21 protein-coding genes are annotated in these 22,278 nt (G+C 31.8%); 5 read left to right on the forward strand and 16 right to left on the reverse strand.

Translation table 11 applies throughout. From position 1 onward, the window contains the following. The 6 genes from ACLII3_RS09625 to ACLII3_RS09650 all read right to left on the reverse strand — a co-directional run bounded on the left by ACLII3_RS09625 (nt 1) and on the right by ACLII3_RS09650 (nt 3,215). Nucleotides 1-492, reverse strand: coding sequence for a CIA30 family protein (locus ACLII3_RS09625; protein WP_412984020.1), 492 nt, complete (start codon nt 490-492; stop codon nt 1-3). Further along, nucleotides 489-944 carry a phage tail protein gene (locus ACLII3_RS09630; protein WP_412984021.1) on the reverse strand — a complete coding sequence of 152 codons (456 nt, stop codon included), beginning with the start codon at nt 942-944 and terminating at the stop codon, nt 489-491. Before ACLII3_RS09630 ends, ACLII3_RS09625 begins: the two co-directional genes overlap by 4 nt. Nucleotides 945-1,014: 70 nt before the next feature. Continuing rightward, entirely contained in the window at nt 1,015-1,446 is a 432-nt protein-coding gene (locus ACLII3_RS09635) for a DUF6326 family protein (protein ID WP_412984022.1), read from the reverse strand. A gap of 300 nt (nt 1,447-1,746) precedes the next feature. Continuing rightward, a complete protein-coding gene (locus tag ACLII3_RS09640) occupies nt 1,747-2,100 on the reverse strand; it encodes a hypothetical protein (protein ID WP_412984023.1) in 354 nt (117 codons plus the stop codon). A 63-nt stretch (nt 2,101-2,163) separates the two neighbouring features. Further along, entirely contained in the window at nt 2,164-2,760 is a 597-nt protein-coding gene (locus ACLII3_RS09645; RefSeq protein ID WP_412984024.1) for an FMN-binding negative transcriptional regulator, read from the reverse strand. A 2-nt stretch (nt 2,761-2,762) separates the two neighbouring features. Further along, nucleotides 2,763-3,215, reverse strand: a complete 453-nt coding sequence (locus ACLII3_RS09650) for a DUF1569 domain-containing protein (protein WP_412984025.1) — start codon at nt 3,213-3,215, stop codon at nt 2,763-2,765. Between the two features lie 49 nt (nt 3,216-3,264). On the opposite strand from ACLII3_RS09650, the gene radC reads away from it, so the two are divergent. Genes radC through ACLII3_RS09670 form a run of 4 tightly spaced genes read left to right on the forward strand, consistent with a single transcriptional unit; the run spans nt 3,265 to nt 6,900 of the window. Continuing rightward, complete coding sequence (gene radC / locus ACLII3_RS09655; protein ID WP_412984026.1) at nt 3,265-3,963, forward strand: RadC family protein; 699 nt, start codon at nt 3,265-3,267, stop codon at nt 3,961-3,963. Beyond that, the gene (locus ACLII3_RS09660; RefSeq protein WP_412984027.1) at nt 3,964-5,265 is read left to right on the forward strand and encodes a polysaccharide deacetylase family protein; all 1,302 of its coding nucleotides are present in this window, start codon (nt 3,964-3,966) and stop codon (nt 5,263-5,265) included. It begins immediately after the preceding gene. Next, a complete protein-coding gene (locus tag ACLII3_RS09665) occupies nt 5,255-5,944 on the forward strand; it encodes a YjjG family noncanonical pyrimidine nucleotidase (protein ID WP_412984028.1) in 690 nt (229 codons plus the stop codon). The genes ACLII3_RS09660 and ACLII3_RS09665 overlap by 11 nt, the downstream gene beginning before the upstream one ends. A gap of 59 nt (nt 5,945-6,003) precedes the next feature. Next, nucleotides 6,004-6,900 carry a hypothetical protein gene (locus ACLII3_RS09670; RefSeq protein WP_412984029.1) on the forward strand — a complete coding sequence of 299 codons (897 nt, stop codon included), beginning with the start codon at nt 6,004-6,006 and terminating at the stop codon, nt 6,898-6,900. On the opposite strand, the gene ACLII3_RS09675 is transcribed toward ACLII3_RS09670, so the two are convergent. Continuing rightward, nucleotides 6,897-8,174, reverse strand: coding sequence for a replication-associated recombination protein A (locus ACLII3_RS09675; RefSeq protein ID WP_412984030.1), 1,278 nt, complete (start codon nt 8,172-8,174; stop codon nt 6,897-6,899). The genes ACLII3_RS09670 and ACLII3_RS09675 overlap by 4 nt on opposite strands. 96 nt (nt 8,175-8,270) lie before the next feature. On the opposite strand from ACLII3_RS09675, the gene ACLII3_RS09680 reads away from it, so the two are divergent. Beyond that, nucleotides 8,271-9,032 (forward strand): rhomboid family intramembrane serine protease, encoded by a 762-nt coding sequence (locus ACLII3_RS09680; protein ID WP_412984031.1) that lies wholly within the window; start codon nt 8,271-8,273, stop codon nt 9,030-9,032. On the opposite strand, the gene rlmB is transcribed toward ACLII3_RS09680, so the two are convergent. The 9 genes from rlmB to ACLII3_RS09725 form a co-directional block, all read right to left on the reverse strand. Then, entirely contained in the window at nt 9,029-9,766 is a 738-nt protein-coding gene (gene rlmB, locus ACLII3_RS09685; RefSeq protein WP_412984032.1) for a 23S rRNA (guanosine(2251)-2'-O)-methyltransferase RlmB, read from the reverse strand. The genes ACLII3_RS09680 and rlmB overlap by 4 nt on opposite strands. 62 nt (nt 9,767-9,828) lie before the next feature. Continuing rightward, nucleotides 9,829-11,478: an aryl-sulfate sulfotransferase gene (locus ACLII3_RS09690; RefSeq protein ID WP_412984033.1), complete on the reverse strand. Its 1,650-nt coding sequence runs from the start codon at nt 11,476-11,478 to the stop codon at nt 9,829-9,831. A 78-nt stretch (nt 11,479-11,556) separates the two neighbouring features. Next, the gene (locus ACLII3_RS09695; protein ID WP_412984034.1) at nt 11,557-13,494 is read right to left on the reverse strand and encodes a S8 family serine peptidase; all 1,938 of its coding nucleotides are present in this window, start codon (nt 13,492-13,494) and stop codon (nt 11,557-11,559) included. 77 nt (nt 13,495-13,571) lie between these two features. Next, nucleotides 13,572-14,381 carry a hypothetical protein gene (locus tag ACLII3_RS09700; protein ID WP_412984035.1) on the reverse strand — a complete coding sequence of 270 codons (810 nt, stop codon included), beginning with the start codon at nt 14,379-14,381 and terminating at the stop codon, nt 13,572-13,574. A gap of 9 nt (nt 14,382-14,390) precedes the next feature. Next, on the reverse strand, nt 14,391-15,209 hold the full coding sequence (locus ACLII3_RS09705) for a hypothetical protein (RefSeq protein ID WP_412984036.1): 819 nt from the start codon (nt 15,207-15,209) through the stop codon (nt 14,391-14,393). 19 nt (nt 15,210-15,228) lie between these two features. Then, the gene (locus tag ACLII3_RS09710; protein ID WP_412984037.1) at nt 15,229-16,659 is read right to left on the reverse strand and encodes a RagB/SusD family nutrient uptake outer membrane protein; all 1,431 of its coding nucleotides are present in this window, start codon (nt 16,657-16,659) and stop codon (nt 15,229-15,231) included. A 9-nt stretch (nt 16,660-16,668) separates the two neighbouring features. Further along, entirely contained in the window at nt 16,669-19,716 is a 3,048-nt protein-coding gene (locus ACLII3_RS09715) for a SusC/RagA family TonB-linked outer membrane protein (protein ID WP_412984038.1), read from the reverse strand. A gap of 222 nt (nt 19,717-19,938) precedes the next feature. After that, complete coding sequence (locus ACLII3_RS09720; protein ID WP_412984039.1) at nt 19,939-20,760, reverse strand: hypothetical protein; 822 nt, start codon at nt 20,758-20,760, stop codon at nt 19,939-19,941. Nucleotides 20,761-20,778: 18 nt separating this feature from the next. Beyond that, on the reverse strand, nt 20,779-22,272 hold the full coding sequence (locus ACLII3_RS09725) for a SusD/RagB family nutrient-binding outer membrane lipoprotein (RefSeq protein WP_412984040.1): 1,494 nt from the start codon (nt 22,270-22,272) through the stop codon (nt 20,779-20,781). Between the last annotated feature and the right edge of the window lie 6 nt (nt 22,273-22,278).

Consider the following 22,278-nt stretch of genomic DNA (forward strand, 5'->3'; position numbering starts at 1 on the left):
TTACCTCAATTCAATAGTATCAATTTCAAGGTTAAAGTTTTCAGCTTTTTTATTAGCTATTAAAAAACCTAAAGTTTCAATATAGTTTTCAGTAAAATTTGGTTTGTCTAATGGTTTTCCTCTAAACATAGGGTGCATATCTTTTAAAGAAATTACTATTTCTTGCCAATTACCAGAAGTCTCAAAATTATAGATGTAATTAAAATAATCTTTACGATTAGCTTTAAGTCTAAATTGATAGCTTTTACTATCACCACGCAGTTTAATTACAACTTTTGAGTAGTTGGCAACTGCAATCGTTTCAAATTGATAACGTACCAAAGAGAAACCTCCATTGTTTTTTAATGAGACATTGCCTTTAAACACACCAAAACCTTCAGCGTTTGTACTAATTGTGCTTGAAGATTTTCCTCCCATTACTATATCGTCTACAATTTCCCAATTTTGTAGGTTCGATGAAGCAGTAAATTTGAAAAGGATGTGCGAATTCATTGAATAATTTTAGTTGTAAAATAATTATAAGAGAAGCTTAATGATTCTATTAAAGTCTCATTTGTCATGCTATTTAATGATGAAACATTCCAGCTTACTGGCCATGCATTAACAAAAGTCCAAGACATAACTATAGAACCTTCTTCATTTAATAGAGAAACTACAATTGTTTTTGGTGTTATAGTGCTAGATAAACCTACTTCTAATGTTTTGGTAACCCAAGATTTGAGTTTAGAATTATTCCTAATAATTCCTCTTTTTAATTCTAAATTAGAATATTTAACATGTGTCGGAACTTTGTACTTAAATCGGTTTTCACCACCTTCAGTAATTTCTTCTGTTGACACCTCTGAAGAGATTCCAGAAACTTCTTTAAAGCTGTAAGTTTCATTTTCTATTGTTACTTGAAAATAAAAGCCTACAGGAGGATAAACTTTATCTGAAGTACTCATAGTATTGTTTAAATTAAAGTTACTGTAATATAGTGAATAGTACTTATATTACTATAGTTACAGATAACATTTAGATGTCAACTCTTGGCCACTTCCAAGCTTGGAACATAATTATAATAAAAACAACAAGTTCAATAATATTGAAGATTACAAAAAATAATTGCCATTCATTTCCAAAACTAGAAACGATTATTAAAATAGAAATACAAGCATATAGAAAAGCAATAATAATATTTAGCCACTTGTTTAGTTGAGGCTTTAAAAACACAGAGAGAAATATCATTAAAGCAGGAATAATTAAAATTGTAGAAAAAATAACTAAAAGCTTAGGTGTTGTCGCTCCCATTGGTGTTTGAAGCTTCATGATTTTTTCTAATTTCTCTGGAGTCATTAATCTAAAATAGTCGGCGTATATATAGAGAAACATTAATGTGGTCCAAAGCGATGCTAGTTTAACTTTTATATTGATGTTATAATTTACTAATGATTTTGAATTTGGCATTTCTAGTTTTTTTAATTCTGAATTTTTAGACTGTAAATTAATATGAAGGTTTAAATGTTTATTGATTTTTATGCTTAAAATATAAGTAATAATATTCTAGTTTAAATTTTAATTTTTTAATTAATCTCTTTTTCAATTTTAATAGAATCCAAATGTGCCTCTTTTTTCATATTTTCAATATCAGTACCCGTTTTTTCAATACTAACTCCTGATATGTGAATCATTTTAAGCTGATATACATTATTTGATATTTCCTCTATTGTAGTTGTCCAAGTCATTTACAAGCAATTTTCTATTAATCTATTTTTTAATCATTCTTGATTTAATAACTCTATGATTCAGTCCTGATTTTATAGTTAATTCAAAGAAGGCATTTAATAAACAATTCAATCTTTTCATCTTTTCTTCGTCTTCAAGCCAAACGTCAACTATCGAACCAGCACCACCAAGTAATTCAGCAGAAATGACTCTTTGTTGAAATTTCTTAGAATCTTCTTTTTGAACACTAGATAAAATTAGAATTATCCATTTGGCTTGAGCTAAATAAGCTGAGTCGCGTAAAATTTCATGAATCTCAGTTAGAAGAAGATTGAATTGCTCTTTAGTTTTTTGATTAAAAATTATGTCAAATTTTGTTTTAAATAATCCAAACATATGTATATACTCCTTAGGAATATGTTTTTATTATAAATAATCTATAAATTTATGTTATTTACTCTATTTAGTAACAAAAATAGTATCTAAAAAGGTTTCAATACTTTCTTGATTAGCACGTATTAACTCGTTTTTAGCATTATTGGTATCAGCCGTTTTTTTGTCTTGCGAGAGTTTAAACTTGCCTTCCCATTGGGTTATAGTTATCTCAAACATTTCAATATAATCCAACGCTGCTTCCATACGTTTATTATTAGCTTCTAATACGTACTTGTGGTCTGGTGCTTCTAAAAATTCAGTCATGTCAATTAACGATTTTTTTAAAGCATCTTTACTTTCAATAGCTTTTACAGTGCCTTTTAGGTGCACCTTTATATAGTTCCAGGTTGGTAACTGCGTAGTTGTATATACACTTGGTGATATATAGCAGTTTGGTCCAGAAAAAATAAGTGTTACCTTATTATTATCCCTTAATAGTTTGGCTTGAGGGTTAAACTTATCTATATGTCCAACTAAAATTCCGTTACTATAAACTAAAGGTATATGTGTAATATATGGTTGGTTGTTATGTGTTGAAATAACGGTTGCAAGAGGATAATTTTTTATTACCTCAAGCATGTGTTGTTTGTTATCGTCTTGATGATGTTTTGGTGGATACATATCTATACTCCAAATTGTCTAAAATGATGGTCTAAGTGTTTGTATTGTGCTTTTCCCCATTGTTCGGTTGTAAAGCTTCCAAAAAATGGATGCTTTGGCCAACTAGTTTTATTGTTTAAGGCACTAAACTCATTAATTACTTCTTGTAATTGTTGTTTTTCTTGATTAAAGTCATAATTACCAGAAGCAACATAATCTCTTGCTGTTGGAATACCTTTATTCCATAACTTGTCATTATACATGGTTGGTTTAAATGCTTTAAAAAGTAATTTTTTCATGAAACCAATTTTAGCATTTAGTTCTTTTTTACCAATAGCAACCTCTAGAGGTCCTTGGCAATGTTTTAGCATTTGGTCAATATTCATTGTTCCCCAATTTGCCTTAGAATTTTCGTTAAGCAATTCTAATCTATTTAAAACTTCTTTCTGCGTTTCTTTATCAAATAACGATTTCATTAGATGTAATTTTATTGTCTGTGAAATTTACAATATTTATCTTTATCAAATGAGCGAAAAATCGTCTTCTTTTTCAATTAAACATTGGTCACAAGATGATCAGCCAAGAGAAAAACTACGTGATAAAGGTAAAGCAGCTTTAAGCGATGCCGAATTAGTGGCTATTTTAATAGGTTCTGGTAATAGAGATGAAAGTGCAGTAGCTTTATGTAAGCGTATTTTGGCTAGTGTAGATAATAACTTGAGTGAATTAGGAAAGTTATCTGTAAAGCAATTAATGGTATTTAAAGGTATAGGTGAAGCAAAAGCTATTTCTATTGTTGCAGCTATGGAATTAGGTAGAAGACGTAGAGGAGAAGAAGCACTTGAAAAAAAGAAGATTAGCTCTAGTAAGTCAGTTTTTGAGTTGATGCAACCAGTTATTGGTGAGCTTTCGCATGAGGAGTTTTGGATTGTTTATTTAAATAATTCTAACAAGGTAATTTTTAAAAATCAGTTAAGTAAAGGAGGTATAACAGGAACTTTGGTAGATGTGCGATTGGTACTTAAACAAGCCTTGGAAGTTGGAGCTACAGGATTAATTTTAGCACACAATCATCCTTCGGGAACATTAAAACCGAGTCAAGCAGATAAGCAATTAACTCAAAAATTAAAAAATGCTGCCGAAAGTTTAGATATAAAAGTACTAGACCATTTAATTATTACCGAAAAAGCATACTTTAGTTTTGCCGATGAAAATATACTGTAAATGCTTTTAGTTTATACGCATAAAATATCACCAAGAGTAAAGTACATTTTTAAACAAATTTGTACACGAATTTTAGATATTCCTGTATCTTTTACAACAACAATTGAAGAGTTTATTGCTCACGATAGCTTAAAAATGTCGTATACAACTCAGGCATTAGGAAAGGAGTTTTTTGTGAGAAGTCATCCAATTTTGTTTGAACAAGGTTTGTCTGATATTGATATAAATGTGCATAAATGGGAAGAAACCAAATGCTTTTTTTATAATGGCGAAAAGAGTAGTATTCCTTTTGATATATTTTCGGCTTCTTTTTATTTGCTAAGTCGTTATGAAGAGTATTTGCCTCACGTTAAAGATGAGTTTGGACGTTTTACAAAAGAAGATAGTTTAGCTTTTAAACATGATTTTTTAGAAAGTCCAGTGGTAGATATTTGGGCTTATAAATTTAAAGCAGCATTACAAGAGCGTTTTCCAGATTATAAATTTAAAGATAGAAGTTACAAAATAAGCCCAATTATTGATGTGCCTATGGCATATTATTTTAAGCATAAGGGTTTAATGCGAACTATAGGTGGAACGTTAAACGAAATTGTTCGCTTTAAATTTAGAACCTTGTATAGACGATATACAGTTGTAACTGGATTTAAACGGGATCCTTATAATACTTTTAAATGGATAATAAATAAACAAAAACAGGTTAAAGAAAAATTTTTGGTGTTCTTTTTAATTGGAGCTTACTCTACTTACGATAAAAATGTAAGTATTAATAAAAAGAAGTTTGTGTCTTTAATAAAGTCGGTTGCAGATTATTGTCGCGTAGGACTTAAGGTGTCATTTTTTGCGGTAGATGATGCTTCAGTATTAAAAAAGGAAAAACAAAATATGGAATCCATAATTAATACATCTTTAGAGATTTCTAGAAATTCTTTTTCAAGAATTAATTTACCAAAAACGTATAGAAATTTAATTGAGTTAGAAATAAAAGAGGATTATACAATGGGTTATATAAACGATATAGGTTTTAGAGCAGGTACATGCACACCATATTTGTTTTATGACATGGATTATGAAATACAAACACCATTAAAGATTCATCCTTTTCAATTAATGGATTATTCATTGCTTAAACAAGCATCTTTTTTAGATAAAAAACAAACACTTTTAAGAGCTATAGATAAAGTTAAAAATGTTAATGGTACATTTACAGCTGTTTTTCATAATTACTCGTTTAGTGATGTTGAAAGATGGGAAGACTTTAAAGAACTATTTAATATAATACTATATTCTACAGATGAAGATTGATAATATCTCTCATGTTTTTTTTGATTTAGACCATACACTTTGGGATTTTGAAAAAAACTCAGCTTTAACCTTTGAAAAAATTTTTGATATCAATAAGGTTGATGTAAAGCTAGATGAGTTTTTAGAAGTTTATGTACCTATTAATTTCCAGTATTGGAAGCTTTATAGAGAAGAAAAAATTGACAAAGCATCTTTGCGTTATGGAAGACTCAATGATGCATTTAGAGCCATAGATGTTAAGGTTAAAATGAGTTTGATACATAAACTCTCTGTCGATTATATTGATAATTTATCTACGTTTAATCATTTGTTTGATGGTACTATTGAAATATTAGAGTATTTGAAGCCAAAGTATAAGCTTCATATTATAACTAATGGGTTTAAAGAAGTACAACAAGGAAAATTAAACAAATCTAATATTGATCATTTTTTTGAAACTGTTACCAATTCAGAAATGGTAGGTGTTAAAAAGCCTAACCCAAAAATATTTAATCATGCGCTTAATGTTGCAAGAGCAAACAAAACACAAAGTATAATGATTGGAGATAATTTAGAAGCTGATGTACAAGGCGCTTTGGATATTGGATTAGATGCTATTTGTTTTAATTATCACAATGAGACTATTGATAACCATATAAAAAGTATAGATTCGTTATTAGAGATTAAGAATTACTTATAGTAAGTCTGTTCAAGTACTCAAATAATTTTATACATTAGAGATTAATAAAATAAAACCTTATGAAAAAGCAAGTTTTAGGCCTTTTAATAGTTGTTTTTGGGACGATAAGTCCTTTAATAGCTCAAAGTAGTGTAAATGACTATAAGTATGTAATTGTACCAAATAGGTACGATTTTTTGAATGAGGATAATAAGTATCAATTAAATGCATTAACGGAGTTTCTTTTTAATAAGTACGGCTTTAATGCTATTATGAAAAATGAACAATTTCCTCAAGATTTATATTCTAATAGTTGTTTAGCTTTAGTGAGTAATGTAACAAAACACAAAGGTGCTTTTAAAACGAAATTGCAAATTGAATTAAGAAATTGTAAGAATGAACTAATATTTAGTTCAGAAATAGGGGAATCTAGGGAAAAGGATTATAAAGCAGCATTTAATTTAGCTTTACGAGATGCTTTTAAAAGTGTAGAAGCGTTAAATTATGAGTATAAGGAAAATAAGGAGATAGTTTCATTAGCTAAAGTAAATATAAATGATGAGCAAGAAGAAATAGCAAAGCTTAAAGCTGAATTAGAATCTTTAAAAAAGGAGCAAGAAGTAGTTAAAGAAGTAAAAAGTGAAGTTGCTCCAGTAAAAGTTGAATCAAAGGTCAAGGATATAAGTTTTACAGAAAATTCTAAACAAGACGGTAATAATATTTCATTAGAGACACCAAAAAAAGTTCATGCCAAAGAAACCAAAAATTACTTAATTGCTAAACCTATTACAAATGGTTACCAATTATTAAATAACTTAACAAATAATATTGAGTATACAATTCATGCTACTGGGTTTGAAAATGTATTTATTATCAAAGATAAAAGTGGAATTATCTATAAAAGGGGTAATGCGTGGGTACGTGAGTATATTGAAGGAGAACGTACAGTTCTCGATTTTCTAGATGTAAAATTCTAATAATCGTATTTGTCTTTCCAACGGTTTTTTAAAAACTCTCGTTGTGCATTTTCTCTAGCATTATTACCAGGATAGTACAAGGTTGTATTTTCTATATCTTTCGGTAAAAACTCATGAGCAGCAAAATTATTTTCGTAGTTATGTGCATATTGGTAATTATCGCCATAACCTAATTCTTTCATTAATTTTGTAGGTGCATTTCTAATTGATAAAGGCACACTTAAGTCACCAGTTTCTCTAACTAACTTTTGAGCATTACCAATAGCTTTATAAGCTGCATTACTTTTTGGTGAACATGCCAAATATGTAGCACATTGACTTAAAATAATTCTTGATTCAGGATAACCAATAGTAGTTACTGCTTGAAATGTATTATTTGCTATAACCAATGCAGTTGGATTTGCATTTCCAATATCTTCACTAGCTAAAATTAGTAAACGTCTTGCAATAAATTTCACATCTTCACCACCTTCAATCATTCTAGCTAACCAATATACAGCTGCATTTGGGTCGCTGCCTCTTATCGATTTAATAAATGCAGATATAATATCGTAATGTTGCTCTCCTGTTTTATCATATCTAACTGTATTGTTTTGAACTTTATTTAAAACAACTTCATTTGTAATAAATATATCTTTGTCATCAAAAGAGCTAATAATTAACTCAAAAATGTTAAGTAATTTTCTAGCATCACCACCTGACAAGCGCAGTAAGGCTTCAGTTTCTTCAAGTGTAATATTTTTTTGGGATAGAATGTTATCTTTCTCAATTGCACGCTTTAAAAGTGATTCTAAATCATTTTTATCAAATGAGTTTAAAATATATACTTGACATCGTGATAGTAATGCTGGAATAACTTCAAAACTAGGGTTTTCGGTTGTAGCTCCAATTAATGTTACCCAACCTTTTTCAACTGCTTGCAATAAGGAGTCTTGTTGCGATTTACTAAATCGATGTATCTCATCGATAAAAAGAATAGGGTTTTTGGTTGTAAATAGTCCGCCATTTTGTTTTGCTTTTTCAATGACATCTCTTACATCTTTTACCCCAGAACTAATAGCGCTTAAAGTATAAAAAGGACGTTTTGATTCGTTAGAAATAATATTAGCTAAAGTCGTTTTTCCTATTCCAGGTGGTCCACAAAGTATCATTGAAGGTATTAAACCTTGTTTTATAGATTGTGTTAATGAACCATTAGGGCCTACTAAATGTGATTGACTTATATAGTCATCTAGTGTTTCTGGTCTAAGGCGTTCGGCTAATGGTGCATTCATATTGTAAAATTAAATCATTTTTTTGTTTTGAAGTGACAATGTTTCATAAAGAATCGTTTTGGCTAATTATTTGTAAGTATTATTTAAATTTATGAAATGAACAATCAAGAACAATTTAAATATACAACTGGAGTAGTTGGTTATCCAATAGCATTTGTATTGCTTATTTGGATTATTTTTTGGTTTGAGGTACGTTTTGGATATCGTTTTAACGATTTAGGAGTATATCCTAGAACACTTGAAGGATTAAAGGGTGTAATATTTAGTCCTTTTGTCCATAGTAGCTTAGAACATTTATATCATAATTCTATTCCGCTTTTAGTATTATCCATGGCATTGTTTTATTTCTATCGACCAATTGCTTGGAAAGTGATAGGCTATGGTATTTTACTTTCTGGATTGCTTACTTGGTGTATTGGTAGACCTTCTTACCATATAGGAGCAAGTGGGTTGATTTATGTATTAATGAGTTTCATTCTATTTAAAGGTGTTTTCGCTAAACATTTTAGACTGATAGCATTGTCATTATTAGTGGTTTTTCTTTATGGAAGTATGATATGGTATGTATTTCCTGTAAAAGAAAATATGTCTTGGGAAGGACATCTTTCGGGTTTAATAGTTGGTTTATTATTTGCCATAGTTTTTAGGAAATATATAGCTAAGCCTAAAAAATATGAATGGGAGCGCGATGATTACAATGAGGAGGATGACCCTTTTCTAAAGCATTTTGATGAGAATGGTAATTTTATTGAAGCTGTTGAAGTTGAAGAGCAAGAAGACGTAATAGAGGAGAAGCCAAAAACGAAAAGAGTTATTAAGGTCACTTATCATTTTAATAAAAAGAAAGACAATAATTAAAGGCGTTGTCTAACTACTTCATAAAGAAAAGCACCACAAGCTACAGACACATTTAGAGAGCCTATATCTCCATACATAGGAAGTTTTGCCTTGGCATCAGATAACTTTAAAACTGATGGTGAAACACCTTTTCCTTCAGAGCCCATAATAATAGCACAAGGTTCCTTAAATGAAACATCATAGATTGTGTTTTCAGTTTTTTCTGTCGCCGAAATAATTTTAATTCCAGATGCTTGTAAATAAAACATAGCGTCTTTTATATGATCTACTTTACAAATAGGGACTTTAAAGACTGCACCAGCGCTAGTTTTTATAGTGTCTCCATTTACTGGAGCACCACCTTTTTTTTGAATTATGATTCCATCTACACCAGTACATTCTGCAGTTCTAATAATAGCACCAAAATTACGTACATCGCTTAGTTGGTCTAAAAGTAAGAATAGAGGCGTTTTTCCAGACTCACTTACATTAGTAACTAAAGTGTCTAAATCATAAAATTCAATAGGTGAAATTTGAGCAACAACACCTTGGTGGTTGTTATTTCTGGAAAGTCTGTTTAGCTTTTCAATAGGAACATAAGATATATTTACTGCATTTTTTCTTAAAAGACTATCTAATTCTTGAAAAAGTTCACCTTTTAGCCCTTTTTGCACGAATACTTTATCTATAGTTTTTCCAGAATTTATAGCTTCAATAACAGCACGAATTCCAAATATTTTTGTCTCTTGTTCCATAGAGGCAAAAGTATAAAAAAAGACCTTGCAAAATATAAATTAGCAAGGTCAATATTTATGAGTTATTGTTTTATAATTTTCTTTGTTGTGATTGTATTATTTGAATGTATTTTTAAGAGGTATAGATTAGGAGTAAGATGACCCATATCTAGGCTATTTGAATTACTATTCTCTAAAACTAGTTTCCCTAATAGATTATAAATTTCTAATTTTTGAACTTCTTGATTAGATTTCACATTTAATTTGTCTTTTACTGGATTTGGATAAATAGACGCCATATTTAGTTCAAAATCATCAATATTTAATATATCACATTGAGATAAGTCAGGATTATTCTCAATAGGAAGTTCAGGGGTTAAATCTCTACCGTCAAAGGCAGGATAGTTGTATCCATATTTTGTAGCTCTAAAAAGAGTATTTCCACTTCCTAAAGGATCATCACCTTGACTTAATATACTATCAGACCCTACAGGAGAAATATATTTCCATACTTTTTGATTTTCTGAATTTATTTCAAATAAATAACCTTGTGAACCAACGCAAACAAGTATGTTCCCATTAGGAAGCATTTGCGCACCAGATAAGAAGTGAGAAAAGAAATTAGTTGGGTCTTCTGGATCTTGATAAATGTAATCTGGAGTTTCAGGACCGTATGTAGTACCTATTTCATAATTATAAAACCCTGGAATATCTTGAGGTGGGTTTAAAATATAAACCTCTGAAAAGCTTGGAGAACGGTTTAAACCATTGTTAAAAAGAATTATTTTTCCTTCATTAGGATACCCAGGAGGTATTACATATGGGTAATGTTGCCCAAAAAGTTTTTTATCATTTTCATCACCTCGTTTGTATACTTCAGGATTTCCCCAACGATATAAAAAATCTCCTCCTTTACCATAAATACCTCCATTATTACTAGCAGCTTCTTCTGTAGTAGTAGAATGATCAATAATATAAATTTCACTCATTAATCTTGAACTTAATACTATTTGATCTAGTGATTCGTCATATTGTAATGAGTTTATATGTAGCCAATTTGAATTACCATTAGAGCCTCCTAAATAGTTAATATCAAGTAATTGTGGATTATTTTCTACAATACCATAATTGTCTTTGTTAATGTCAAAATCTTGGATTAGATGATCCTTGATATGCCATTCCCAAACAATGTTAGCAGAATTTGTGCCTATAGGTTCAAGTTCAAGAATATGTTCATTATATAGAGTAGATTGAGTAAGGTTAGATGGGTTTCTTCCAGCTTGAATAGCTTCTTCATTACTTAAAACAGAAACCGCAAGCATTAATATATTCCCATTAGGCATAGGGTATATATCGTGATGTTGTCTTTCTTCTGGAGTTGAATAATTATATTCCCATAAAAGGTCATTATCCCAACTTCTTAGCTCAATTCTACCTCCAACACCACCAAAGTTAATACCAGTGTTTTCAGTTTTACATGCTCTAAGCAAGTTTCCATTTTCTAAGAGATAAACTGCATTTCCTGGATTAAAATCACTCGTCCATTGATTTATAATTTCACCACAATTATTTATTAAATATGTATTTAAGTTTTTAGTGATTAAGGTATAGCCACCATACGTGCCTTCTTGATTATCTATAATACCTACCGTGTTTTGGGAAAAAGATAGTAAAGGTGATAATAATGATAAAAAGAATACTGTAATAAGAAAATTTGGTTTTAACCTTTTCATAGCATTTAGTCGTTTATATTTTATGTGTCTTACAAAAAAAAGAGAGGTTAACCTCTCTTTTTTTTAAGTGTGAATGAGTTATTTTAAAATAACTTTTTTGTTTATTTTAGAATCACCTTGTTTTATAATCAATACGTAACTTCCCTTAGCAAATCTTTGAGTATCTATCTTACCCGAAATAAATTGACCTTGAGGAGCAATAGTATGTTTAAAGATTATTCTACCTTGAATATCAACAAGAATAATTGAAGCATCTGAATTATTTAAAGAATTGAAGCTATAATTTAATTCAGAACTTGCAGGATTTGGCCAAATATTAAAAGTGTTGAATTGGTTTTCATTAGTACTAAGTGTTAAATCTGAACCAGTCAAAATTAATGAGAAATCTTGAGTTGAATTAGTAAGAGTTCCTTTATGAGTAACAGTTAAAGTATAACTGCCAGCAGATGGATTATTAATATCTATATTTTCGACTGTGTCAACTAGGTTATCTCCAGTAGTAGCAAAACCAGCAACATTGCTTAGGTTTAATTTCCAAGGAAAATATGTTGTAGAGTTTTGAGTAATTCTTAAATCTAAATCATTAACTAAAGCTGCCGTTGGGCTATTCAATTGATTACTCATGTCATTTCCGGCAGGATCTGTCCAACAAATAGTAGCACTTAATTGTTCCGCAGAAGTTACAGTGAAATCAAAAGTATAGGTTTCACCTTGTGATAATGTTTGTTCTAATATTAAAGCATCATTGGTTTGATCTTTTAAAATTGTTTCAGCTGCTCTTTTGGCATTTAATAATCCCCAGCCAAAAATTGGATCTGGACCAACGACTGTAAAATCATCATCTGCAGTATGACAAGCAAGTCCCTTTAAGGTTGATGCTTTCATATATTGAGAGTTTAAATCATTGTAATATTGTTGTAGTAACAAAAGAGAACCAGTTACATTAGGAGCAGACATTGATGTTCCATTATAAGAAGCATATGATGTATTTGAAGTGCTTATAGGAGAAAATACAGCTGTTCCATCTGCAGAAATATCTGGTTTTATTCTACCATCGTCAGAAGGTCCTTGGCTACTACCAACATTAATAGATAAACTAAGAAGATCACCACTTCCGTTTGGGTGTACTAGTGGATTATTTGCATTTGCAACTACTAAATTGTTTTTAGAGTTTTTATTTCCAACAAGTTTATCATAATTGTTAAGTAAACCACCATTATAAGTTGTTTGACCATCATTTCCTGCTGAAACTACTTGTAAATAATATGGTGAATTGTAAGCTACATTATCCCATATTCTTGCTTCGGTATTATAACAACCCATTAACCAATTTAAAGAAGCAGCCGTTTGTGTAGGCACTCCGTATGAATGGTTAGATAATAATAGTGCATTGGTTGTAGCTTCATTTAAAGCTTCAATATCATCATTATCCCAATCATAGGATGTTAGGATTGCTTTTGGAGCCATTCCTTTAGCGGTTGGTGAAACACCTTTTGCTATAATTGTACCAGAAACATGTGTAGAATGGTTACTTTGGTCATTTGATGCTGATTGATCTGGAGTAGAAACTCTTGTTACAGGTGCGGGACTATCATCTAAAAATTCTTGATGTGTAGCTAATGTAGGACCTCCATCCCAAGTAGCAACATGCATATTTTGACCTTCAAGATTTAAACCAAGACCACCGCCATTGTGTAAAAAATCAGTTCTAGTAGCTTTAGCACTGTTTATATTATCCGTTACAATATAAATTGGAGTGTTGTTAATTATATATTTTAATTTTTTTAATTCGCCATTTTCGCCTTTAATAATTAATTCTGTATTAGGATTACTTATTAGGTAGGCTTCAATGTCCTTTTTGTTTTGATCATTAAAAGCTGTTATTTCAGTAATTAATGCTTCAATGTTTTTTTTATTATAATCTTTTATAATAGCTTTTTTCTGTTCTTGAGTTTGTGAAAAACCAAAAGAAAAGGAAAGCAGTAACGATAGTGTTATTAAATTATTCTTATTCATGAGAACTTTTTCGGGTAAAGATAAAAAAAAAGAGCTTTTATTAAAAGCTCTTTTTTTTATGAAATATAGGTTGATAATTATATCCCAGGATTTAATGTTACGTCAACTGTAAAGGCGTTGGTAAATAAACCTTGTGTTAAAGTGTAAGTAAACACTTGAGTACAAGGAGAGAATGAACCAGCACCACCTGTTGCCCATGCATCATCGCCAGCAAAATCAACAGAGAAATCACTATTTAAAGTAATTGTTCCTGAATAAAGGAAAGCACCTTCGTATTGAGGATCTCCTGTTGCCCAAGCAACAAAAGATGGACCCCATCCTGTTGTAACTGTCCATTGATTATCAGAACCTGCTACAGGAACTAAAGTTACATCATAGCTAGGAGCTTCTGCATCAAATGCAACTACAGCTGCTGAGTAATCTGTTGTATTTAAACCATTATAAGGACAGCTCTTGAAAATATCTAGTGAAAAAGTATTGTTTGTACCAACATCTACACCTTCTGATCCAACTAAGTTTAAAACTAAAGTTTTTCCATCTAAGCTAGCATTATCAAAATAAGCTTCTATACTAAATGTAGATACAATATTTCCACCAGGAATTTGAGTTGATGATGCGAAATCAAAATCTACACCTTCAACCGCAGTAGAACTTGGGTCTACTTCAATACTGTAAGGAATTCCTGAATTTTGAATAGCAGTTGTTGCTACACTTATTTGATAATTATTTGCAGCACCTTCTTCAACGAATAAAGTTCCACTTGGACTGCTGTAGAAAATAGTGCTACCTCTACCATTTAAATAATCTGAATCCCCTTGATCTCTATCACAAGAAACAGATACTGTTAATATAAATACTAACGATAATAATTTATAAATTGTTTTCATTTTTTTTTGTTATTGAGGTGTATAAACTGAAACTCCATTTTCTCCGTATCCTTCACAATACCAAGAAATTGTCACAACACCAGTTGATAAATTAACTGAATTTGTTCCTCCATCTAGTGGAATACAAGCTCCCCAAGGGTCGCTTTGACCTTCCCAAGAAATATTACCACAGTTTTCATTGAATTGAACAGTAAAGCTAGTGTCACCAGTACCATATGCAGCAGAATATGGTCCTGAACTATATAAACCTCCAGAGAAATCAAAAACTTCGTATAAACCAGCATCAACTTCAACAATCTCTATTGGCATAGTATTAGTCGAGTAATCAGGTAAGAAATCATGGAAACCATAAGTAGTAGTTACGTCGTACATACCAGCTAAATCAGAAACACATTGTTGAACAATGAATAAGTCATATGATGCTCCAACCATTACTTCATTATCGCCACTTCCTACTAAGTTAATAATTAGGTTAGAACCTTCAGCAGTAGTTCCTTCAAAAATACCTTGAACTAAAATTTCTCCAAAGTACTCTCCTGCAGGAATTGTTACTGAGCTATTAACAAAATTAAAATCTACACCTTCTTGAGCAGTAGATTCAGCATCTACTTGTAAAGAATAAGTTCTATCTGAATTGCTTACACTTGTAGCACCTATTTGAATTGATGCAGGCTCAGCATTTGGAGTCACAAAATAAGAGCTAGCTACACCATTTGTATAGTAAGCAATATCTGGCCCATTGTAATTGTTAGCATCAACTCCATGATCTTCATCTTCACATGCAGTGAAGATGGCTAACGTTAATAATGTGAAAATTATTTTTTTCATTTTTTGCAAATTTTAATTATTAATAACCAGGGTTTTGTTGAAATTCTGGGTAAACATTGATTTCAGCTTGAGGAATTGGTAATTCAAACAAGTGACTTCCTGCTGGTAAGTTTAAGAAAGATCCAGGAACTGGTGTACCAGTACCATCAAAGAATTCACCATTAGTAGCAGAACGAGAAATTCCTTCATTCCATCTCTTAACATCAAATAATCTATGACCTTCAGCAAATAACTCTAATCTTCTTTCATTTTTAATAGCATCTAATAAAGCAGCACCAGTTTCATTTCCAGAAACAAATCCTGAATATCTATTAGATCTTACCATATCTAAAGCAGCTAATGCTTGAGCATCTTGACCACCTAACATAGCGTGAGCCTCAGCTTTATTTAAATAAACCTCAGCAGCTCTAATGATTTTTGGATCAACAACACCGTTTACCTGTCCTGCTTCACCATACATTTTTGTGATAGCGTTGTAGATGTTGCCATCTGCATCTGGTAAAATTTGAACATAAGAAGTTTTTCTTACATCATTACCAGCATATAAATTGTACATGTCAAACTCCATAACGTATTCTGGAATTACAGTACCACCTACAGATTGACTCCATTCAATACCAATACCAACACCATCTAATATTCTATCTTGGTTAATCTTCATGATTACACCAGCTTCACTACCATCTAACCAAACTTGAGGAAAAGATGCAGCGTCAGCAACTGCAGAATTTACGGCATTAGCAGCATTAATAGCCTCTTGGTATTGACCATTGTATAAATAAGCTCTACTTAATAATGCATTAACAGCATCTTTATTAAATCTTCCTACACCATTATCAGCATTTATTAAAGATCTAGAAGCTTCTAATTCAGAAATAACAAATGCGTAAGATTCAGCAACAGTAGGTCTTAACTCTCTAACATTAGGGTCAGTGCCTGTAATAATAGGCATACCTAAACTAGAACCAGCATCAGCAGACTGTGTAGGTATTTTAGAATAAACTTTAAGCATATCAAATAAAGCTAAAGCTCTTGCAGTTCTTGCTTCACCTAAAAAATTATTTTTTGTAGGACCATCATCTAAATTATCGATGTTTTCAATAATTAAGTTTGCTCTGTTTGTAATTACATACGGAGAAAACATCATTCCCCATGCTAAATTTGGAGAATGTCTCCATTCGTGAAATGCTTGATTAGAACGTCTACCAGCTTGAGCTAATATAACGTTACTAGTCATAATGTCTGGTCTACTAAGTAAACTTCCACCATAATATGATCCACCTAAGAATCCAGAGTATACTCCTCTCATCGCATTATCAAAATCCTCAGCAGTATTGTAATATGTGCTTGGAGATAATGCATTATTTGGTAATTGGTTTAGCTCGTCGTCACATGATTGAACGATAAGTAAGCTAAATACAACAACTAATGTTTTATATATATTTTTCATATCTTTTTATTAAAATTTTAAATCAACACCTAAAGAAATAGATTGAGTTTGTGGGTAACTGTAAAGGTTATAGTTACCAAAACCAACAGCATTATTAGTCTCTCCACTACCAATACCTACTTCAGGATCTCCATTAAAGTGAGGTGCATATGTCCATAAGTTTTGTCCTTGAACATAAACTCTTAAAGATTTTAAGTGTAAATATTCAGCATACTTAGAAGGTAAGTTGTAACCTAATGTTAAGTTTCTTAAACGAATATAGTCACCTTTTTGTAAAAATCTATCAGAAGTTTGTTGAGCTTCATTACCATAAATTGGATTTGGTAATACATTAGTATCTCCTGGTTGTCTCCAGTAATTAAAAGCATCTAAACGTTGATTTGCATCAACACCAGTACCATCACTTAACATGTTACTCTCCATGAAGTTAAGAATGTAGTTTCCAGACTTAAAGTAAAAGTCAGAAGTTAAGTCAAAACCTTTGTAGTTTAAGTAGAAGTTAAAACCACCATCAAATTTTGCTAATGGAGATTTTCCACTTAAAACAACATTTGCATTTGAATCGTAAACATTAGTTACGTTTCCATCAGAATCATAAAATAAAGGCTCACCGTTTGCTGGGTTTACTCCTGCCCAACGAGGAACGTAGAAAGTATTAATTTCTTCTCCTACAGTAATAATGTTACTTCCTCTAATGATATCGTCTCCATTAGGACTTTGTGCAGATGGTACTAATTTTGTTACTTCGTTATCAACAAAAGCAATGTTACCACCTACTCTAAATTGTAAGTCTTCAGTTTGGATTGCATCCCAACTTAATTCAATTTCTAAACCTTTATTTACCATTTCTCCAATATTACTGAAGATACTTCCATCTGGTTCACCACCTAAACTTGGAAGTGGGGCATTTAATAATAAATCAGAAGTTGTTCTTTCATAGTAATCAACAACACCTCTTACTTTTCTGTTGAAAGCAGTAAATTCAAAACCAATATCAAAAATAAAGTTTTCTTCAAATCCTAAATCAGGGTTACCATTGTCAGTAGGTACTGCCGTAGATAATCCATTTAAGCTACCAAAACCAAGAGTTGGTAATGCAGCATAAGATCCTATTCCATTTCTGTTACCAGATGTACCCGCTGAAGCACGTAATTTTAAATCATCTAACCAATTTACTTTAAAGAAATCTTCTTTAGAAATATTCCAAGCGGCACTTGCAGACCAGAATACACCATATTGGTTGTTTTGACCAAATACAGAAGAAGCATCACGTCTTACAGAAGCTGTTGCTAAATATTTTCCATCAAAGTTGTAATCTAAAAATCCACCATAAGATAATAATGTATCTTCAAATAAATCAGTTGTTGCAGCAGTTGGTTGTGCAGCTACTGACTGTACAGATAAATCTTCACTTGAGAATCCAATACTTGATAAACGGTAAGATCTAAAAGTATTTTTGTTAAATTCAAATAAACCAGTAACTGTTACATCATGTTTCTCTCCAAAAATCTTGTTATAAGATAAAAGGTTAGTGATAGTATAATCTAAATCGTTAGAACCATTATCAGTTTTAGAACCTGGATTGTTAGCATCTCCAACATATCCATCTAATACAGATCCTGGCTTTAAGAAATACTCTCTTCTATAAGCACTATTAGTAGCACCCATTTTGAAAGTATTTGTGAAGTTTTCTGTTAATTTAGCTTTTGCAGAAATACCTCCAATAATAATTGTTCTATGCTCACTCTCTGGGTTGTTAACTAATGCTTCTGAGATTGAGAAACCATTACTAGTTAAGTTATATTGAGGATTACCATTAGCATCTAATACTAAGTTGTTATCATCATCTAAAATATACTTCGTCTCATACGGATTGTAATCGTACATAGCTCTAAACGGGTTTTGTACGTTGTTTCTATCACGAGGCTCATCAGTTGAAGTAGTAGTAACACTAACATTGGCAGCTACTTCTAACCAAGGTTTAGCTTGATAAGTAACATTTAATCTACTGTTTAATCTTTCAAAACCATCAATAGTTCTAATGATACCAGTGTTTCTGTCATGACCAAGACTTAAGAAGTAAGAAATATCTTCAGAACCTCCAGTTATAGATAAAGAGTTTGATTGAATAGTTGACTCTCTTAAAAGTGTGTCAAACCAATCAGTATCTCTACCTACTAATCTATTATATTCTTCTTGACTAGAAATACTAGCTCCTGGTAATGCTACTGCATTTGATACTCCTAAAGCAGCTAATTCTCTTTCATACTGTATTTTTTGAGCAGCATTCATCATTTTGAAGTTATCTTTTATTCTTTGACCGTAACCAAATCTTGAAGATAAAGTAATAGTAGCAGCTCTATTTTTTCTACCAGTTTTCGTTTTAATAACAACTACACCATTTGCAGCTCTAGATCCATAAAGAGAAGCTGTTGCAGCATCTTTTAAAACTGATAAGCTTTCAATGTCGTTAGGGTTTACTGAATTCATATTTGGAGCTACAACACCGTCAATTATATATAAAGGTGCACTAGAAGCGTTAATAGAACCAATACCACGTACTCTTACGAATGCTGTTTGACCAGGTTTACCATTACCTCCAACTACTTGTACCCCAGGAGCAACACCTTGTAGCATGTTGTCTACTGAAGTCGAAGGAGATAGCTTTGCTAAATCTTCACCTGTAACTACAGATACTGCTGATGTTAATTCATCTCTTTTTTTCTCACCGAAGGCAACAATAACAACTTCTTCAAGCGCATTGTCAGGTGCTAATTGAACATCTATCTTACTAGAAGATTCAACGGTAATAGATTGAGTTGAATAACCAACATAGCTAAATTCAAGTACGTCACCTGTATTAGCATTGATTGAATAATTCCCGTCAAAATCTGTAGTAGTACCAGTAGTAGTACCTTTAATTATGACAGATGCTCCAAGCATAGGTAGACCGTTTTCATCGGTCACTGTACCTGAAACAGTTTTCTGTTGTGCAAAGGAAATTTGCACTACAAACGCCAGTAATAGCGTTAAAATTCCACTAAACTTTGTTTTCATTTTTTATAATTTATTTGAATTAGTCTGCCCCAAAAGTCATAATAAAAAGTTAAATAAGCAACTTTTTTATCTTAAAACTTCTTATCAAGCAAAGAAGATAGCTTAATATTAGTAATCTTTCATCTAATATTAGATTTCTTAAATAAATTATAAAAATATAGTTGTAGATAAAAAAAACCGCAGAAAATTAACTGCGGTTTTTATCTAATTCAAATTAAGTTATTAATCTATTGGAGTGTAAATTGAAACTCCATTTTCTCCATACCCTTCACAGTACCAGGATATAGTAATTACACCAGTGCCAGAATCTACTGAGTTTGTTCCACCGTCTGCAGGGATACATGCTCCCCATGGATCTGATTGTCCTGTCCAACTAATGTTGTTGCATGTATCTCTAAAAGTTACAGTAAAGCTAGAGTCACCAGTACCATATGCTGATGAATATGGGCCAGAGCTGTATAAACCTCCTGAGAAATCAAATACTGAATATACTCCGTCACTTACTTGAACAACATCTATATTCATAGTATTAGAAGAGTAATCAGGTAAAAAATCATGATATCCATAAGTTGTGGTTACAGAGTACGCTCCTGCTAAGTCAGAAACACAGCTCATTGGAACATCAACTACAGTTGCTGAAGTCATTCTTTCTCCAGTTGTTGTTGTTATGTAAAATTTAAATTGGAAGGCATCACCTAGAGCTAAGTCTCCAACATTAACTCCTAGTAGACTTGCAACTTCTGCAAGTGTGTAGTTTACAGTAACAGGGAATGAACTTACATCAGCAATTTTGCTGTACTCACCTCCATTAAAGTTTACCATTATTTCACCTGAACTTGAGACTGCGCCACCAGCATCAGATGTCGATAAAGTAAATCCTGAGTTTGCATTAGCTGTGTCTGCTAAATCAAAGAAGCCATTTACTATATCTGTAACAACAGGAAGAACACCAAAGTTCTCATCAACAACTTTCTCATCGTCAAGTGAGCATGAGAAAATCAATGCTGATATTATTAATGTGTATATTATGTTAATTTTTTTCATTTTAATTAAGTTTTAAAATTAGTTAGCATCCCACCATAGTCTATCTGTCATTGAGGCAGAAGGAGTGCTCGAGTTGTTGTCTATTTCAGATTGAGGGTATAAACCTCTTCTTATAAATTGAGGTAAAATAGAGTTAGCAGGTAGGGCTAAATAAGAAGGGTATTGATAATTATGTCTTCTTACATCAACCCAAGTTTCTAAATTCATTGTGAACATAGCTTTGTATTTTTCAGTCATTATTTTTTCAATAGTAACTGTTCCAGCAGTTTCATTAGCATAAGTTGCTAGGTATGAAGCTACCCTTGTGTCTACGGCGTCTTGAGCAGTTGCGCTGTCTATGTCAAAATACTCAGCAACATGATCCACACCTGCGTTAGCAACTAAATTTATTTGAGATGTAATAGCTTCGTTTAAAGCGGTAGCAGCTCTATCAGGTTGGTTTGCTCTTAAAGCAGCTTCAGCTTCTATAAATAGCAATTCAAAATAAGTAGCTATTAATTCAGGGGATTCAATTTTTCCATAATAGCCTTGAGGTCCAACTGGCGAGAAAGAACTGTTTCCTGTTGGTAAACCATTTTGTTTTCCAACTATGTCTACAAATGTTCCTTCAATGTTTCTAGAGTTCCAATAAGAAAACAATCTTGGATCCCAAGTACCAGAATCTGTGCTAATAAGCATATCCATGAAATTTTCAGAGGCAATAATTAAATTGTTCTCAAATAATTCATACCAAGGATTTCTCCAGTTAGGATCTTGATCGTCAAATTTCATAGAGTAATTCCAATCATTGCTATTCATTCCAGCTGCTTTTGCCATATCTACATATCCTAAGGCTGCTGTTGCTGAACCTTGTGGGTCTATTTTACTGAGGTGGTTGCTGTATCTTGCTAGTAACAAATAAGCTGTGGCTTTCCATTTATCTACATCATTATCATGAACCAAATCTCCTTCTAGTGATAAAACTGAAGTTGTATTTAAGTCTTGAATAGCCTCAGTAAGCAATGTGTTTATTGCTGTATATATGTCTGCTTGAGGGTCAAATGATGGGTTTAGGAATTCTGAGATATTGAATGCTTCAGAATAAGGAATGTCTCCATATACATCAGTAATAGCTCCTAGTCCAGTTGCCATTATGATTTTAGCTACACCAACATGTTCCCATGCTTCTGCAGCTGGTCCTGAAGTATTGATAATCTCATAACAATCTTTAAGACCGTTAACATATGAACTAGTATATAGTCCTTGGAAATCAGCTGATCTTAAGTTGTATTGGTCGGCATTTACACCTGTTGCGTGGTTTCCTGCAAATGTTTGAACAAATGCACCAGCATATCTATCCCAGTTGTATCCAAACCCTCCTAAAATATCAACCTGAGCTGCGGTTAGCAGTAGAGTTGGTGTTACTGATGTTGGGTTATTTGGGTCAACAGAAAGTTCTTCTAGCGATTTCTCACTACATCCATATTGCAGGATCAATGAGAATATTAATAATAAATAAATACTTTTTTTCATTTTTCT

This window comes from Pontimicrobium sp. IMCC45349 (assembly GCF_047219225.1).
GTDB lineage: Bacteria > Bacteroidota > Bacteroidia > Flavobacteriales > Flavobacteriaceae > IMCC45349.